The organism is Sphingomonas sp. BK481 (assembly GCF_014194875.1).
Classification (GTDB): domain Bacteria; phylum Pseudomonadota; class Alphaproteobacteria; order Sphingomonadales; family Sphingomonadaceae; genus Sphingomonas; species Sphingomonas aerolata.
In genome coordinates this window covers 216,926-232,983 of the sequence record NZ_JACIAP010000001.1, presented here as the reverse complement: position 1 = coordinate 232,983, position 16,058 = coordinate 216,926, and the positions used below count along the sequence as shown (strand labels likewise).

General features: G+C 69.5%; 12 protein-coding genes. 8 read left to right on the top strand and 4 right to left on the bottom strand.

The features are described from left to right. Positions 1-110: 110 nt before the first annotated feature. Genes FHY04_RS01015 through FHY04_RS01005 form a run of 3 tightly spaced genes read right to left on the bottom strand, consistent with a single transcriptional unit; the run spans position 111 to position 3,668 of the window. A complete protein-coding gene (locus FHY04_RS01015) occupies positions 111-767 on the bottom strand; it encodes an ABC transporter ATP-binding protein (protein ID WP_081874217.1) in 657 nt (218 codons plus the stop codon). Positions 768-822: 55 nt separating this feature from the next. Then, positions 823-2,208 (bottom strand): efflux RND transporter periplasmic adaptor subunit, encoded by a 1,386-nt coding sequence (locus FHY04_RS01010; protein ID WP_056405173.1) that lies wholly within the window; start codon positions 2,206-2,208, stop codon positions 823-825. After that, positions 2,208-3,668 carry an efflux transporter outer membrane subunit gene (locus FHY04_RS01005; protein ID WP_183935112.1) on the bottom strand — a complete coding sequence of 487 codons (1,461 nt, stop codon included), beginning with the start codon at positions 3,666-3,668 and terminating at the stop codon, positions 2,208-2,210. Before FHY04_RS01005 ends, FHY04_RS01010 begins: the two co-directional genes overlap by 1 nt. A gap of 362 nt (positions 3,669-4,030) precedes the next feature. Here FHY04_RS01005 and otsB point away from each other — a divergent pair, with 362 nt between their 5' ends. The 3 genes from otsB (at position 4,031) to FHY04_RS00990 (ending at position 8,012) form a co-directional block, all read left to right on the top strand. Next, entirely contained in the window at positions 4,031-4,789 is a 759-nt protein-coding gene (otsB, locus tag FHY04_RS01000) for a trehalose-phosphatase (RefSeq protein WP_056405169.1), read from the top strand. A 68-nt stretch (positions 4,790-4,857) separates the two neighbouring features. After that, positions 4,858-6,627, top strand: a complete 1,770-nt coding sequence (locus FHY04_RS00995; RefSeq protein WP_056680793.1) for a glycoside hydrolase family 15 protein — start codon at positions 4,858-4,860, stop codon at positions 6,625-6,627. Further along, positions 6,624-8,012, top strand: coding sequence for a trehalose-6-phosphate synthase (locus FHY04_RS00990; protein ID WP_031394052.1), 1,389 nt, complete (start codon positions 6,624-6,626; stop codon positions 8,010-8,012). The genes FHY04_RS00995 and FHY04_RS00990 overlap by 4 nt, the downstream gene beginning before the upstream one ends. 207 nt (positions 8,013-8,219) lie before the next feature. Here FHY04_RS00990 and FHY04_RS00985 read toward each other — a convergent pair whose 3' ends face one another. Next, on the bottom strand, positions 8,220-9,305 hold the full coding sequence (locus tag FHY04_RS00985) for a mechanosensitive ion channel family protein (protein WP_031394051.1): 1,086 nt from the start codon (positions 9,303-9,305) through the stop codon (positions 8,220-8,222). 261 nt (positions 9,306-9,566) lie between these two features. Here FHY04_RS00985 and FHY04_RS00980 point away from each other — a divergent pair, with 261 nt between their 5' ends. The 5 genes from FHY04_RS00980 to FHY04_RS00960 all read left to right on the top strand — a co-directional run bounded on the left by FHY04_RS00980 (position 9,567) and on the right by FHY04_RS00960 (position 16,015). Continuing rightward, entirely contained in the window at positions 9,567-11,225 is a 1,659-nt protein-coding gene (locus FHY04_RS00980; protein WP_056679760.1) for an MFS transporter, read from the top strand. Further along, positions 11,222-12,403 carry an HlyD family secretion protein gene (locus FHY04_RS00975; RefSeq protein ID WP_107045290.1) on the top strand — a complete coding sequence of 394 codons (1,182 nt, stop codon included), beginning with the start codon at positions 11,222-11,224 and terminating at the stop codon, positions 12,401-12,403. The genes FHY04_RS00980 and FHY04_RS00975 overlap by 4 nt, the downstream gene beginning before the upstream one ends. Before the next feature lie 338 nt (positions 12,404-12,741). Continuing rightward, on the top strand, positions 12,742-14,097 hold the full coding sequence (locus FHY04_RS00970) for an efflux transporter outer membrane subunit (RefSeq protein ID WP_183935434.1): 1,356 nt from the start codon (positions 12,742-12,744) through the stop codon (positions 14,095-14,097). A gap of 107 nt (positions 14,098-14,204) precedes the next feature. After that, complete coding sequence (locus FHY04_RS00965; RefSeq protein WP_183935111.1) at positions 14,205-14,912, top strand: NTP transferase domain-containing protein; 708 nt, start codon at positions 14,205-14,207, stop codon at positions 14,910-14,912. Then, on the top strand, positions 14,909-16,015 hold the full coding sequence (locus FHY04_RS00960) for a hypothetical protein (protein ID WP_183935110.1): 1,107 nt from the start codon (positions 14,909-14,911) through the stop codon (positions 16,013-16,015). Before FHY04_RS00965 ends, FHY04_RS00960 begins: the two co-directional genes overlap by 4 nt. Positions 16,016-16,058 lie beyond the last annotated feature (43 nt).

The window sequence follows — 16,058 nt, the reverse complement described above, 5'->3', positions numbered from 1 at the left end:
CCAGATGCTCGAGGGCTGGCGGGCCTGCCGCGACGGTTGCCGGTCTGGATTCTCGCCTGCGCGGGAATGACGGTGTCGGGTGGGGACGTGAGTGTATGGTGTCCGGGCCATCACGACTCGACCCTTTCGCCTTGCTCGTGGCGGCTTTCGATGCGTTCCACCAGGCCGTCCTTGAAGTGGACGACGGTGCGCGCGAAGGCGGCCATGTCGGGTTCGTGGGTGACCATCAGCACGGTGATGTTCTGTTCCGCGTTGAGCCGGGTCAGCAGCTGCATGATCTCGACCGAGCGTTCGCTGTCGAGGTTGCCGGTCGGTTCGTCGGCGAGCAGCACGTCGGGGTTCGTCACCAGCGCGCGCGCGATCGCGACGCGCTGTTGCTGGCCGCCCGACAGTTCGGCGGGGGTGTGGTCCCACCAGTCCGCAAGCCCGACCGTGTCGAGGCTGGCCATCGCCGCCGCGCGCCGCGCGCGCTTCTCGTCGCCGCGGTACAGGAGCGGCAGCTCGACATTCTCGAGCGCGGAGGTGCGCGAGAGGAGGTTGAACCCCTGGAACACGAAGCCGAGATATTTGCGGCGGAGCAGCGCGCGCTGGTCGCGGTCGAGCGTCTCGACATGATGACCGCGGAACAGGAACGTCCCCGCGCTCGGCACGTCGAGACAGCCGAGGATGTTCATCGTCGTCGACTTGCCCGATCCCGACGGGCCCATCACCGCGACGAAATCGCCGCCGGCAATGTCGAGGTCGACACCTTTCAGCGCCTGGAACATCGTCGCGCCTGCGCCGTACGTCTTGGTGACGCCGCGCAGCGAGATCAGGGGCGGATTACTGGCCACCGCCCCCGCCCTTGCTCGCGCCACCGCCGCGACGGCCACCGCCACCGCGCTTCGTCTCGTCCGAGCCGCTCGCGAGCTGGCCGGTGATGACCTGCGCGCCGGGCTGGAGATTGCCCGACAGCACCTCGGTCATCGTCCCGTTGGTGTCGCCGGTGGTGATCTGCACCGGCTGCGGCGTGCCGTCGGCGCCCTTCACATAGATGGTCTGCTGCGCGCCGCGGCCGAGCGTCGCGGTGCGCTCCGCCCCGCCGCCGCGCCGCGGCCTGAAGGTCAGTGACCCGGCAATGCCGCCGCCCGCATCGCCCGACGCGGCGGTCGGCTTGAACCGCAATGCGGCGTTGGGGACGAGCAGCACGCGCTGCTTGTCCGAGGTGACGATATCGGCGGTCGCGGTCATCCCCGGGCGCAGCGTGAGCGACGGATTGGCCACGGTCAGGTCTGCGGCATAGGACACGACCTGGCCGGTGGTGGTCGTCGTGCTGGTGCTCGAACTCGACGACGTCGCCGAACTGACCGTCAGGTTCGAGCCGAGATCGACACGCGTGATCGTCGCGGGGAAGGTCTTGCCGGGAAAGGCGTCGACGGTGAAGTTGGCGCGCTGGCCGATCTTGACCTCGCCGACGTCCGCCTCGTCGATCGCGACCTCGAGCTTCATCTTGGTCAGGTCCTCGGCGATCACGAACAGCGTCGGCGTGTTGAACGACGACGCGACGGTCTGGCCGGGATCGATCTGCCGCGCGAGCACGACGCCGGTCACCGGCGAGCGGATGATCGCACGCGCGCGCTGCGTCTGGCTCTGCGCGAGTGCGGCGCGGCTGGCGACGACATTGGCCTCGGCGACCTTCTGCGCGGCGAGCGCACGCTGATAATCGGCGCGGCCGGCCTGAAGCTCGGTCTTGGACGGCACGCGCCCGCCCGACAGCCGCGCGACTTCCTCGAGCCGGTTGAGCTGTGCGCGCGATTCGGCGACGGTCGCCTGCGCCTGGTTCACCTGCGCCTGGTTGGCGGCGAGCTGTGCATTGCCCTGGCGGATCTGGTCGTCGAGCTGTTCGGGATCGATCAGCGCGAGCGGCTGGCCCGCGACGACACGGTCGTTGACGTCGGCGACCACCTTGGTGACCAGCCCCGACAGCTGCGACCCGACCGTCACCTGGTTGGTCGGCGCGAGCTTGCCCGTCGCGGACACCGTCACGGTCAGGTTGCCGCGCTCGGCCGCCTGGGTCGAATATTGCGTCTGCTCCTTTGCGCCGAAACAGCGCGCGAGCAGCAGGCAGAGCAGCACGACGCCGACCGCGATCGCGACCCATTTGATGTAGCGTTTCCAGGGGGCCTGCGGCCTCACGCCCAGAAAGTCGTCGATCGATGCGTCGGCCATCAGCGTGCCTCTGGATTGGAGATGGGCGCTTGCGGGATCACGGTCGCGTCCCAGCCGCCGCCAAGCGCGGCATAGAGCGCGACCAGCGCGGTCGCGGCGTCGGCGCGCGCCTGGGTCGCGCCGTTGCGCGCGGACAGCAGTGCGACCTCCTGCTGGTTGAGCGTGGTGAAGTCGGTCAGCCCGGTGCGATACTGGCTGCGGCTGAGGATCGCGGAGTTGTTCGCGGCATCGAGCGCGATGGCGAACTGGCGCTCGCGTTCCTGCGCGGTCTGGAGCGCGACGACCGCATTCTCGACATCCTCGAGCGCGGTCAGCACGGTCGACTTGTAGAAGGCGAGTGCGCCGTCGGCGGCGGCCTCGCTGGTCCGCACCTGGCTGCGGAGCCGGCCGCCGTTGAAGATCGCCTGGGTCAGCCCCGCGAACAGTCCGCCCGTGATCGCATCGCCGATATTGCCGATCGAGGTGGCGTTGGTGTTGATGTTGCCGGTGATCGCGAGCGCGGGATAGAGCTGTGCCTTGGCCACCCCGATCCGCGCGGTGGCGGCGGCGAGCGCGCGCTCCGCCGAGCGGATGTCGGGACGCTGGCGCAAAGTGTCGCCGGGAATGCCGACGCCGACCGCCTTCGGCCCGGCCGGGATCGGCTTGACCGGCGCGAGCAGCGGCCGGAGCGCGCCCGGCGCCTGCCCGGTCAGCACGCCGATCCGCGCGACGGCTGCGGCATATTGCTGGTCGAGGCTCGGGATCGTCGCCGCGGTCTGTGCCCGCTGCGCACGCGCCTGTTCCTGGTCGAGGCTTGAGACGAGCCCCGCCTGGACGCGGAACCCGGCGATCTCGAGATTGTCGTCCTGGATCGTCAGCGAGGCGCGCGCATTGGCGAGCTGCTGCTGATACAGCCGGGCGAGCACGTAATTGCGCGCGACCTCGCTCTCGATCGAGATGAGGACGGTCGCATAGTCATAGCCCGAGGCTGCGTACTCCGCGCGGCTCGCCTCGATCGTGCGGCGGATCTCGCCGAACACGCCGACCTGGTAGCTGGCGCTTGCCCCCAGCGTGAAGCTGTTGGTGCCGCCGCCGCCGGTGTCGACGACGGTGCCGTCGGGCAAGGTGAACGACCGCCCGCCGCCGCGCAGATTCTCGTTGCGCTGATAGCCGCCCGAGCCGCTGAGCGTCGGGAGCAGCGACGCGCGGTTCTGGACCAGGCTCTCGCGCGCCTGGCGGAGGCGGGCGACGCTCTGCGCGATGTCGAGATTGGTCGCCGCCGCCTGTTCGACGAGCTGGCCGAGCACGGGGTCGTCGAACCGCTTCCACCAGCGCGTCAGATCCTCGGGGCTGGTCGCGGGGGTGACGGAATAGGCGTCGGGCACCCCCAGCTCGGCCGCCGCTTTCGGACGATAGTCCGGCCCGACTGAGCAGCCGGCGAGCAGGACGGGCATGAGGAGGAAAGCTCGGACGCGGGACATGGGCGGCAGGCATGACGCAATGCCCCTTCCCTCGTCCAGTGGTTTCGTGTCGCAACCTGTCGCAACCGGGGCGAGCTGTGGGTGGGGGTCGTCTCTCCCGTCATCCTGACGTAAGTCAGGACCCAGGGTAATGACGCGTTACGCTCGTGGCTCTGGGCCCTGACGTTCGTCAGGATGACGGGAGGGGGTGGGGTGGCGGTTGTGGCTCTGGGTCCTGACGTTCGTCAGGATGACGAAGGAGGGCGTGACGGCCCGAAGCATCGCCCCGAACCCCAACCCCTGCTATGACGGCAATCGAACCGCACCCGTTCCAATTTTGCAGTGCAGCGGAACGGAGCGTCACAGCCGGGGGTTAGACGACCATGCTTGCCGAACGCCAGCCTGCGACTGAAGTCCTCGCACCCCCGCCGCACGTCCGCGACGACGCCAGCCTGTTCTTCGATTTTGACGGCACCCTGGTCGATCTGGCCCCGACCCCCGATGCGGTGGTCGTCGATGCCGGCCTGCTCGACCAGCTCGACCGGCTTGCCGTGCGCTTCCCCGCGCGCGTCGCGATCATCAGCGGGCGGTCGATCGCGCAGCTTGACGCGATGCTCGGCCAGCATGCGCGCCGGTTCGCGGTTGCGGGCAGCCATGGCGCCGAACGCCGCACGCCCGAGGACGGCCATGTCGCCGCCGAGCGTCCCGCCTCGCTCGAGACCGCCGCGGAGGCGTTGCGCGCCTATGCCGAGGCGAACGCGCTGGTTTATGAGGCCAAGTCGCTCGGCGCCGGGCTGCATTACCGGATGGCGCCGGCGTTCGAGGCGGATGCGGTCAGCCTTGCCGAGGATCTCGCGCGCACGCACGGCCTGACGCTCCAGCGCGGCAAGATGATGGTCGAGCTGCGCACCCCCGGCGACAAGGGCGCGGCGCTGCGCGACCTGATTGCCGCACCCGCGCTGGTCGGCAGCCGCCCGTTCTTCTTCGGCGACGACGTCACCGACGAGGATGGTTTCGTCGCCGCACATGCGCTGGGCGGTGCGGGGATCCTGATCGGCCCCGAACGCCCTACCGCCGCCACCTACCGCCTCGACGATGTCGCGGCCCTTCGCGGCTGGATTGCCGCCATATTGGAATCATGATGACCGCTACCCCGCTCGCCCCCCGCCCGTCCGACACTGGCCCGTTTGACAGCAACCCGACGCCGGACATGAACCTGTGGCCGATCGGCAATTGCCAGGTGTCCGCGCTGATCGACCGCACCGGCACGTTCGTCTGGGGCTGCGTGCCGCGCGTCGACGGCGACCCTGCCTTTTGCGCGCTGCTCGGTGGTGACGCCCCCGAGACGGGGCTGTGGGCGATCGAGCTCGAGGGCAGCGCGAAGACGACGCAGGCCTATATCCGCAACACCCCGATCCTGGTCACCCGGCACGAGGACGAGGCGGGCAACGCGGTCGAGGTCACCGATTTCTGCCCGCGCTTCGTGCGCGAGGGGCGGACCTATCGCCCGACCAGTTTCGTGCGGATGGTGAAGCCGGTCGCGGGCAGCCCGCGGATCCGCATCCGCCTGCGCGTCGCGACCAACTGGGGCCAGCCGACCACGCATACGCAGGGGTCGAACCACATCCGGTTCCTGATGGACGACCAGACGCTGCGGCTCACCACCGATGCGCCGGTCGGGCATATCGTCGGCGAGCGCTGGTTCCGGCTCGAACGGCCGATGCACCTGTTCCTGGGTCCCGACGAGAGTTTTGCCGGCGTGCTGCACGAGGCGGCCGAGGCGATGCTGACGCGGACCAAGGACGAATGGCGCCACTGGGTGCGTGGGCTCGCGACCCCGGTCGAATGGCAGGACGTCGTCATCCGCGCGGCGATCACGCTGAAGCTGTGCCAGCACGAGGAGACCGGCGCGATCGTCGCCGCGCTCACCACCTCGATCCCCGAACATGCGGGGTCGGAGCGCAACTGGGATTACCGCTATTGCTGGATCCGCGACGCCTATTACACGGTGCAGGCGCTCAACCGGCTCGGCGCGCTCGACGTGCTCGAGGGGTATCTCGAATATCTGCGCAACATCGTCGACGCGTCGAAGGGCGGGCATGTCCAGCCGCTCTACGGCGTCGGCGGCGAGGCGACGCTGGTCGAACGCGTCGCGCCCGCGCTGCCGGGGTATCGCGGCATGGGCCCGGTCCGCGTTGGCAACCAGGCGTATGAGCAGATCCAGCACGATGCGTACGGCCAGATCATCCTGTCCGACGTCCAGGCGTTTTTCGACCAGCGGCTGTTCCGCATGTCGAGCCACGAGGATTTCAAGAGCCTTGAGCTCGTCGGCGATCGCGCCTGGGAGACCTATGACAAGCCCGACGCGGGGCTATGGGAGCTGCGCACCAAGGCGCATGTCCACACCTATTCGGCGGCGATGTGCTGGGCGGCGTGCGACCGGCTCGCCAATGCGGCGGGCGTGCTCGGGCTCGAGGATCGGCGGACGTTCTGGAACGCGCGCGCGGACACGATCCGCAAGACGATCGAGACCTCGGCGTGGCGCGAGGAGACGCAGCGCATCTCCGCGACGTTCGGCGGCGACGATCTCGACGCGAGCCTGATCCAGCTGCTCGACCTGCGCTTCTTCGCGCCCGACGATCCGCGTTTCCAGTCGACGCTGAAGGCGGTCGAAGAGGGTCTGCGGCGCGGAAGCCACATGCTGCGCTATGCGACCGAGGATGATTTCGGCCTGCCGCATACCGCGTTCAACGTCTGCACCTTCTGGCTGATCGAGGCGCTGCATGCGACCGGCCGGACCGCGGATGCGTGCGCGCTGTTCGCCGAGATGGTCGCGCGGCGCACGCCCGCGGGGCTGTTGTCCGAGGATATCGACCCCAATACCGGCGAGCTGTGGGGCAATTATCCGCAAACCTATTCGCTGGTGGGGCTGATCAACTGCGCCGTCCTCCTCAGCAAACCCTGGAGCGCCGTACGATGAGTCGCCTGGTCGTCATTTCGAATCGCGTGCAATCGGTCGACGCGCCGTCGGGCAACCAGGGCGGCCTCGCGGTCGCGCTGCTCGCGGCGCTGCGCGAAAAGGGCGGGGTCTGGTTCGGCTGGTCGGGCGCGACCACCGAGACCTTTACCGGCCATATCAACTTCCAGCAGGGCAAGGGCGTCACCACCGCGACGATCGACCTCGAGGAACAGGATTTCGACGAATATTATAACGGCTATGCGAACCGGACCTTGTGGCCGCTGTTCCATTACCGGATCGACCTGACCGAGTTCGAACGCGATTTCTCCAGCGGCTATGCGCGCGTGAACAAGCGCTTTGCCGAGACGGTGCTGCCGCTGATCGAACCCGACGATCTCGTCTGGGTGCATGATTATCATCACGTCCCGCTGGGGCGCGAGCTGCGCAAGCTAGGGGTCGAGAACAAGATCGGCTTCTTCCTCCATATCCCCTGGCCGCCGATGGCGATGCTGCTGTCGCTGCCGAGCCACCGCGCGCTCGTCGAATCGATGTTCGCCTATGACGTGGTCGGGTTCCAGACGCAGGACTGGCTCGACAGCTTCCTGCATTACGTCACCAGCCAGCTCGACGGCGTGGTCGGCGAGGATGGCTGGGTGACGGTCGGCGACCGGACGATCAAGGCGATCACCACGCCGATCGGGATCGAGACCGCGGATTTCGAAAAGTCCGCGAGCAGCGACACCGCGCGCCATGCGAAGGAGCGGATGTACATGTCGGCGACCGGGCGCAGCCTGATCGTCGGGGTCGACCGGCTCGATTATTCGAAGGGCCTGGCCGAGCGCTTCTCGGGCTATGAGCGGTTCCTGGCGTCGCACCCCGATCACCGCGGGCTGGTCTACATGCTCCAGATCGCGCCGCCCTCGCGCGAGAAGGTCGACACCTATCAGGAGATCCGCGCGAACCTCGATTCGATGTCGGGGCGGATCAACGGCGAGTTTTCGGACATCGACTGGACGCCGATCCGCTACGTCAACCAGGGCTTTCCGCGCGACGTGCTGGCGGGGATCTACCGCGCGGCGCGGGTCGGGCTGGTGACGCCGCTTCGCGACGGGATGAACCTGGTCGCAAAGGAATATGTCGCGGCGCAGGATCCCGAGGATCCCGGCGTGCTGATCCTGTCGCAGTTCGCGGGTGCGGCGGCGCAGCTGTCGGATGCGGTGCTGGTCAACCCGTACAGTCCGGAGGAAATGTCCGACGCGATCGCCCGCGCGCTGAAGATGCCGCTCGCGGAGCGCAAGGCGCGCTGGGAGAAGCTGATCGACAACGTCCGCAAGGAGGACGTGATGTGGTGGTGCGAACTGTTCATCACCGCGCTTGAGGATGCGCCGGAGCATGTCGAGGCGTAACTAACGTCGTCATCCCCGCGCAAGCGGGGATCCAGACTGGCTACCGCCGCGTGTCCCCTCCACGGTCAGCCAATATGGATCCCCGCCTCCGCGGGGATGACGGCTTGAGCGGGGATGGCGGCTTGAGCTGGGATGGTGCTGAGCGGTGACGGGTTCTCCTCATAACCCGTCATCCTGACGAAACAGGTGGCGTGCGCCGCGCCCGTGTTACGATGCGGTGCCGCGGACCGGGTCCGGGGCCATCAGCAGGCGGCCGCGGGGCATCGCCTCGGGCATTTCCGCCGTGATATACGCCAGCATCGCCTCGCGGACGTCGCAGCGCAGGTCGAACGCGACCGAGGCGTTCTTGGCGGTCATCAGCGCGCGGAGTTCGACCGCGTCCGCCTTCATGTCGGTGACCTGCAGGTTGAAGAACCGGCCGTCCCAGCGCGGATTGGCCTTCACCACCTCGGCGAGCTTCTCGCGCAGGCGGGGCACGTCGGTCGACGGATCGACATACCAGAAGACCGAGCCCATCAGCTGGCTGGTCTCGCGCGTCCAGTTCTGGAAGCTCTGTTCGAGGAACTTCGACACGGGCACGACGAGGCGGCGTTCGTCCCAGATCTTGATGACGACGAAGGTCAGGTTGATCTGTTCGACCCGCCCCCATTCGCCGTCGACGATCAGCACGTCGTCGAGCCGGATCGGTTCGGTGAACGCCATCTGCACGCCGGCGATCAGATTCTTGAGCGCAGGCTGGGCGGCCGCACCGACGACGAGGCCGGCGATGCCCGCCGAGGCCATCAGCGTGACGCCGATCGAGCGGATGCCGGGGACGCTCAGCAGCATCAGGCAGACGCTGATGAAGATGATGAAGAAGGTACCGATCCGGCCGAGGATCGCCGCACGGGTGCGCTTGCGCCGCGCGCGCAGATTGTCCTCGACGGTGATGTCCGAGCGGATCTCGATCACGTCCTGGAATGCGCGCAGGGCCGCGACCGCGAGCCAGCCGAGCAAGGCGGGGACGAGGAAGCCGAGCAGCTGCTTCCACAATTCCTCGATATCGTCGTCCATCGGCAGGATCCGCGCGACGAACGCGACGCTGACCGCGACGAACACCGCGCGCAGCGGCCGGCGGACGCGCGCGAGGACGAGCCCGTCGGTCTTGGCGGTCGACCGCCGCTGCGCATGGCCGGCGATCCGCATCGTCAGCCAGTGCGCGACCAGCGCGAAGAGCACCGCCGCGGAGACCACGGCGACGCTTTCCAGCCAGACCCATTCGGGTGGTATGTGGAGCGATCTGAATATGCGCATGACAGCGCAACGGTGCGGGTGCGGGGATGTTCCGCTGCGGTGCAGCATGGGGGGGGGCGTTATCACCATCGCTCCCACCCCGGCGGAGGCCGGGGCCCAGTTGGAGAGGTCGCAGTAATGGAGGGCGGCCCGCTGTTACCGCCGTCCCCCAACTGGGCCCCGGCCTTCGCCGGGGTGGTGTGCTTTTCTGACGCGGGTCGCTCGCCGCGAACCCTGTTCCCGGATGACGCGCCTCCGTGATCATGCCACAAGACAGCGACTATGATCGCCCGGAGAATCAGACGCTTCCTGAGCGAGGAAGACTGGACGTTCGCACCGCACGAACTGCCCGTCCTTCCCGGCTCACCGGGCTCGCCCGCGCATCCGCGGCATCGCCAGATCGCCTATGCGCTGATCGGCATCCTCCTCGGGCTGACGGTCGGGTTCGGCAATGCGCTGATCAGTGCGAACACCTATACGCTGCAGGGCGCGCTCGGGCTCGATCCCGCCGAGATCGCGTGGCTGCCGACGGTCTATGTGATGACCAACGTCAGCATCAACCTGCTGATGATCAAGTTCCGCGCGCAGTTCGGGCTTAGGCCCTTCGCGCTGATCTTCCTCACGCTCTACGTGCTGGTGACGCTGGCGCATCTGTTCGTGCACGGGTTCGCCACCGCGATCGCGGTGCGGGCGATCAGCGGGATGGCGGGCGCCGCGCTCAGCAGCCTGTGCCTCTATTATGTGATGCAGTCGCTGCCCGCGAAATGGCGGCTGAAGGCGGTGGTGCTCGGCATCGGCATCCCGCAATGCGCGACGCCGCTCGCGCGGCTGTTCTCGCCCGACCTGCTCGCCATGTCGCAGTGGCGGACCTTGTATCTGTTCGAACTCGGCCTCGCTTTGCTGTCGCTCGCCGCGGTCGCGGCGCTACGCCTGCCGCCGACGACGCGGAGCAAGGCGTTCGAGCCGCTCGACTTCCTCACCTTCGTGCTGTTTGCCGGGTCGACCGCGCTGTTTGCCGCGGTGCTCGGGCTCGGGCGGATCCTGTGGTGGACCAATGCGCCGTGGATCGGCTGGGCGCTGATCGTCGCGATCCCGATGTTCGCCGCCGCGATCGTCGTCGAGCATCACCGCGTCAACCCGCTGCTCAACACCCGCTGGCTCGGCAGCGCGGACATATTGCGCTTCACGGTCGTCATCGTGATGGCGCGGATCGTGCTGTCCGAACAGACCTATGCCGCGGTCGGCCTGCTGACCGTGCTCGGGCAGAACAACGACCAGCTCATCCCGTTCTTCCTGATCATCTTCGTCGCCTCGGTCGCGGGCGTGATCGCGAGCGCGGTGACGCTCGACGTCGAGCGGCTCGGCCACCCGATCATGCTCGCGATCGGGCTGGTCGCGGTGGCGGCGTGGTTCGATTCCTATGCCACCAGCCTGACGCGCGCGCCGCAGATGTACGTGACGCAGGCGATCATCGGCTTCTCCGCGACCTTCTTCCTCGGCCCCGCGTTGCTGTTCGGGATGACGCGCGCGCTGAAGGAGGGTGCGGGGCACATCATCAGCTTCATCGCGCTGTTCGGGATCATCAACTCGCTCGGCGGGCTTGGCGGCACCGCATTGCTCGGGAGCTATCAGGTGATTCGCGAGAAGGCGAACAGCGCGGCCCTCGTCCAGCAGATCTCGCCGACCGACCCGATCGTCGCGCAGCGCATCGCCGCGGGTGGCGCGGCGGTCGGCCGGGTGATCGTCGACCCGACGCTGCGCAGCGCGGAAGGTGCGGCGATTCTGTCGCAGACCACGACGCGCGAAGCAAACGTGCTTGCCTATGCCGACGTCTTCCGCTTGGTCGCGATTCTCGCCGGAGGGACGTTCGGGTATCTCGTCTTCCTGATGGTGCGACGCCAACGACGCGAACGCCGTGCGCGACTTGAGAGGACGACATGACCGACGCCCGCAGCCCGGTGGCAGAAGGACCCGCGACGGAGGAGAAACAGGCGGAGACGGCTGCCGCGCCGACCGCCGCGCCTGCGCCCGCCGCGACGCCCGCCACCCCGGTCGGCTCGGGCTGGCGACCGCAGCCGCCGAGCCCGCGCGTCATCGGCGTCATCGTCCTGCTCGTGATCGCGGGCGTCTGCGCGGTGCTCGCGGCGTGGCGGCTGCCGCCGTTCGCGACCAGCTACCAGTCGACCGACAATGCCTATGTCCGCGGCCGCACCACGGTGATCAGCCCGCAGGTCAGCGGCTATGTGACGCAGGTGCTCGTCCGCGACTTCGCCGATGTGAAGGCGGGCGATCCGCTGGTGAAGATCGACGACCGCATCTATCGCCAGCGGATCGACCAGGCGCAGGCGCAGGTCGACGCGCAGGCGGCGACGCTGTCGAACAGCCTCCAGACCGCGCGCAGCCGCCAGGCGAGCCTCGCCGCGCAGGACGCCGCGGTCGCCAATGCCGCCGCGCAGCTGATGCGCGCGCAGGCGGACATGGCGCGCGTCAACGACCTCGTCACCGACGGCTCGGTCAGTCTGCGCGAACGCGACCAGACGCTCGCCGCGCTCCGCCAGGCGGAGGCGCAGGTCCAGCAGGCCAAGGCCGCGCGCGAGATCGCCCGGCAGGACATCCGCACCGTCGAGGTCGGGCGCGGCGGCCAGGAGGCAGGCGTCTCGGGCGCGGAGGCCGCGCGCCAGCTCGCGCGGATCGACCTTGCCAACACGGTGATCCGCGCGCCCGAGACCGGGCGGCTGAGCGAGGTCGGCGTCCGGCTCGGCCAGTATGTGACCGCGGGGTCGCAGCTGATGTTCCTCGTGCCGCCCGAAACCTGGGTGATCGCGAACTTCAAGGAGGCGCAGACCGCGCGGATGGCGGTCGGCCAGCCCGCGTCGTTCACCGTCGACGGGCTCGCGAACGAGCGGCTGACCGGGCGCGTCGAACGGATCTCGCCCGCGGCGGGGTCCGAATTCGCGGTGCTGAAGGCGGACAATGCGACCGGCAACTTCACCAAGGTGCCGCAGCGGATCGCGGTCCGCATCCGCGTCGATCCGGGCCAGCCGCTGAGTGCGCGGTTGCGACCGGGGATGTCGGTGCAGGCGCGGGTCGATACCGCCGGCGGGCCGGGGCCGCGGTGATGTTGCGCCGGTTCGACGCGTCCTGTTCTCCCGCGGAGGCGGGAGCCCAGCTTGGGTCCCCGCCTTCGCCGGGCAGCATTTTGGTAGGGGCGGTAAGCCAAACCAGGATCCCCACCCCGGCGGAGGCCGGGGCCCAGTTGGGGGACGGCGATAACGAAGCGCTGTCCGCCGTTACTGCGACCTTCCCAACTGGGCCCCGGCCTTCGCCGGGGTGGTGGTTAACAGTGCGGGTGCGGCGCGGCGTGCCGGGGTGGTGGCTAGCAGTGCGGACGTTGGGCGGCGTGCGGACGTGGCGCCGCAAACACGCATGGCGGACAGCCGCCGCCCTCCCCCTCGCGCTGCTCGCCACCGCGTGTATCGGCCCCCGCCCCGAGGCGCCCGCCGCGACCGCGGTTGCCCCACCCCCCGCGTGGCGGACCGCGCTGGGGCCGGGTACGCCGATCCGGGCGGACTGGTGGAGCGCGTTTGGTGATCCTGCGCTGACGAGCCTCGTCGCGCGGGCGCTTGCCAACAGCCCCGATCTCGGTGCTGCCGCGGCGCGGATCGACGAGGCGCGGGCCGCCGCGCGGCTGGCACGGGCGCAGCAGACGCCGCTGGTCAACGGATCCGCGCCCGGCACCACCGGGCAGACGGTCGGCGCGCTCGGCACGCCGATCGATGCGATCGGCGCGCAGCCTGCGGTCAGCATCAGCTATGATCTCGACCTGTTCGGCCGGCTCCGCCAGGCGAGCCGCGCGGCACAGGCGCAACTGCTCGCGAGCGAAGCGTCGCGCGACACCGTCCGCCTCGCGATCGCGAGCAGCGTCGCGACCGGCTACATCACGCTGCGTGCGCTCGACCAGCGGCTCGCGGTCGCGCGCCAGACGCTCGACGCGCGCGCCGAGGGGCTGCGCATCGCCCGCCGTCGCGCCGAGACCGGCTACACCTCGAACCTCGAACTGCGTCAGGCCGAGGCGGAATATCACGCCACCGAACAGCTCGTCCCCGCCGCCGAACTGTCGATCAGCCGCCAGGAAAACGCGCTCAGCCTGCTGCTCGGCGATGTCCCCGGGCCGATTCCGCGAGGCCTGCCGCTCGACCGGCTCGCCGCGCCCGCGATCCCCGACGGGCTGCCCGCCGACCTGCTCCGCCGCCGGCCAGACCTGTATCAGGCGGAGCAGACGCTGGTCGCGACCGACCGCTCGCTCGACAGCGCGCGCGCGGCGATGCTGCCCAATCTCGCGCTCACCGGCTCGGCGGGCGTCGTGCTGTCGAGTGCGCTCGCCGATCCGATCGCGGTGTTCTCGATCGGCGCGAGCGTGCTCAGCCCGATCTTCGACGGCGGGCGGCTGGGCGCACAGGCCGATGCCGCGGTCGCGCGCCGTGACCAGGCTGCGTTCGCCTATCGCCGGACCGCGCTCCAGGCGTTCCGCGAGGTCGACGACAGCCTAGCGGGCGTCCGCCGCTCGGGCGAACAGGCCAATGCGTTCGCCGCGCAGCGCGATGCGCTCGCGGGCGCGCTGCGCAACGCGTCGAACCGCTACCGCGCGGGCTATTCGGCCTATATCGACCAGCTCGATGCGCAGCGCGGGCTGCTGACCGCGGAGCTGTCGCTGGTCCAGGCGCGCGCGGACCGGCTGACGGCCTATGTGACGCTCTACCAGGCGATGGGCGGCGGCTGGTCGCGCGACGATGCGGCGATCGTGCAGCGCTGAAGGGCGTGCCCCCAGGGTTACGCAGGACACCGCCTGCGACCCTGCCCCCCGCATTCGCACGCGAGGATCTGCATTTTCCTGCCACAGTTGATGCATAAGCGGGTGCCATGAAGGCCATCATCCTTGCCGCGGGCCACGGATCGCGGCTCCTGCCGCTGACGCTCAGCACGCCGAAATGCCTGGTGCAGGTCGGCGGGCGGGCGATCCTCGATTCGCAGCTCGACGCGGTCGCGGCGGCGGGGTTCGATGGTGCGGTGATCGTCGGCGGGTATCGCATCGACCAGATCGCCGCGCATCTGGCCGGGCGGCGCGGCGACCCGCCGACGACGTTGCTCTTCAACCCCTTCTGGTCGGTCGCCAACAGCATCGGCAGCGTCTGGGCGGCGCGCGCGCATCTGGGCGCCGCGTTCGCACTGATGAACGGCGACACGCTGTTCGACGCCGCGATCCTGCAGGCGGCGCGCGCCGAGCCCGCGCCCGGCGTGACCCTGGTGGTCGAGCCGCTCCACGAACCCGGCCTCGACGACATGCTGGTCGAGGCGGAGGGCGAGCGGGTGATCGCGGTCGGCAAGCATCTGGTCGGGCATCAGGCGACCGACCGCTCGCTCGGGCTGATCCTGTCGGGCGGCGGCACTGCCTATGCCGACGCGCTGCGCGCGGTGATCGGCGAGGACGAGGGGATCCACGCCTATCACCACGCGGTCGTGCGCCGCGTCGCCGAGGGCGCCGGCGTCCGCGCGCTGCGGATTCCTGCGGGTGCGCGCTGGCAGGAGATCGACCGGCCCGAGGACATTGCGCAGTGGCAGGCGTCATGACCCGCAAGGTCGCGTTCCTGTTCCTCGGCGAGACGTTGCTGATCCCGCATCTCTATCCGATCGTCGAGGCGCTCGCCGCCGCCGAGCCGACGCTGCCGATCGAATTGTGGGTCAGCACCTCGGTGCACGAGGCGCTGCTTGCACGCTGGAGCGCGGGGCTTGGGCAGGTGACGATCCGGCGCGCGCCGGGGTTTCGCGCGCTGCCCGGCCATGTAGAGGGCGACAATCCGCCGCTGCCGCCCAAGCTGCCGACGCTGTTCCGCCTCCTGCCGCATCTGCTGCGCACGCCGGTGGTGGTGTGCGCCGAACAGACCAGCCTGTGGCTGCCCGCGACGCTGCCGCTGCGGACGCGGTTCATCGACACGTTCCACGGTGCGGGGTCGATGATGGCGCGCGGGCACTGGCGGCGGCGCGCAGGGTGGCGCACCTTGGTCGCGGCCGAGCGCGACCGGCAGGCGCTGATCGACGGCGGCGATGCGCCCGAGCGGATCGTCACCACCGGCTATGTGAAGGCCGCGTTCCGCCAGCGCACCCCCGCCGCGCGGCTGTTTGCCGATCCGCGGCCGGTGATCCTCTACACCCCGCACTGGCAGGCGCACCGCTCGTCCTGGTGGCGCTGGGGGCCCGAGGTGGTCGACCGGATCCTCGCCGATGGCCGCTACAACCTGATCTTCGCGCCGCACCAGCGGCTGGTCGAGCGCGCGCCCGAGCTGCGCGGCTTCGTCGCCGGGCTCGCCGGCCGCGCGGGCGTGCATGCCGATCTCGACAGCTTCGCGATGGTCGATGGTAGCTATACCGCCGCCGCCGACCTATATCTGGGCGACACGTCGAGCCAGGTGGTCGAATATATGATGCGTCCGCGGCCGTGCGTGTTCCTGAACGCGCTGGGCGCCGACTGGGTGGACGATCCCTCTTATGCGATGTGGGGCGCAGGCGCGGTGGTCGACAGCCTCGACGCGCTGATCCCCGCGATCGACGCAGCGCCCGTGCTGCACCCCGGATATCGGGATTTCCAGACGCGGTTCGTCGAGACCGCGCTCGGCGACGTGTCGGGCGGCGCACCCGCGCGCGCGGCGCAGGCGGTGCTCGCCGCGCTGCGCTGAACCAACCCGGGCTCGCAATCCGCGCGCAATCGGCTATCGGGCA

Bases quoted from the DNA above. Each gene is read 5' to 3' on its own strand.
- FHY04_RS01015 (WP_081874217.1), bottom strand. From the start codon at position 767: ATGTTCCAGGCGCTGAAAGGTGTCGACCTCGACATTGCCGGCGGCGAT.
- FHY04_RS01010 (WP_056405173.1), bottom strand. From the start codon at position 2,208: ATGGCCGACGCATCGATCGACGACTTTCTGGGCGTGAGGCCGCAGGCC.
- FHY04_RS01005 (WP_183935112.1), bottom strand. From the start codon at position 3,668: ATGTCCCGCGTCCGAGCTTTCCTCCTCATGCCCGTCCTGCTCGCCGGC.
- otsB (WP_056405169.1), top strand. From the start codon at position 4,031: ATGCTTGCCGAACGCCAGCCTGCGACTGAAGTCCTCGCACCCCCGCCG.
- FHY04_RS00995 (WP_056680793.1), top strand. From the start codon at position 4,858: ATGAACCTGTGGCCGATCGGCAATTGCCAGGTGTCCGCGCTGATCGAC.
- FHY04_RS00990 (WP_031394052.1), top strand. From the start codon at position 6,624: ATGAGTCGCCTGGTCGTCATTTCGAATCGCGTGCAATCGGTCGACGCG.
- FHY04_RS00985 (WP_031394051.1), bottom strand. From the start codon at position 9,305: ATGCGCATATTCAGATCGCTCCACATACCACCCGAATGGGTCTGGCTG.
- FHY04_RS00980 (WP_056679760.1), top strand. From the start codon at position 9,567: ATGATCGCCCGGAGAATCAGACGCTTCCTGAGCGAGGAAGACTGGACG.
- FHY04_RS00975 (WP_107045290.1), top strand. From the start codon at position 11,222: ATGACCGACGCCCGCAGCCCGGTGGCAGAAGGACCCGCGACGGAGGAG.
- FHY04_RS00965 (WP_183935111.1), top strand. From the start codon at position 14,205: ATGAAGGCCATCATCCTTGCCGCGGGCCACGGATCGCGGCTCCTGCCG.
- FHY04_RS00960 (WP_183935110.1), top strand. From the start codon at position 14,909: ATGACCCGCAAGGTCGCGTTCCTGTTCCTCGGCGAGACGTTGCTGATC.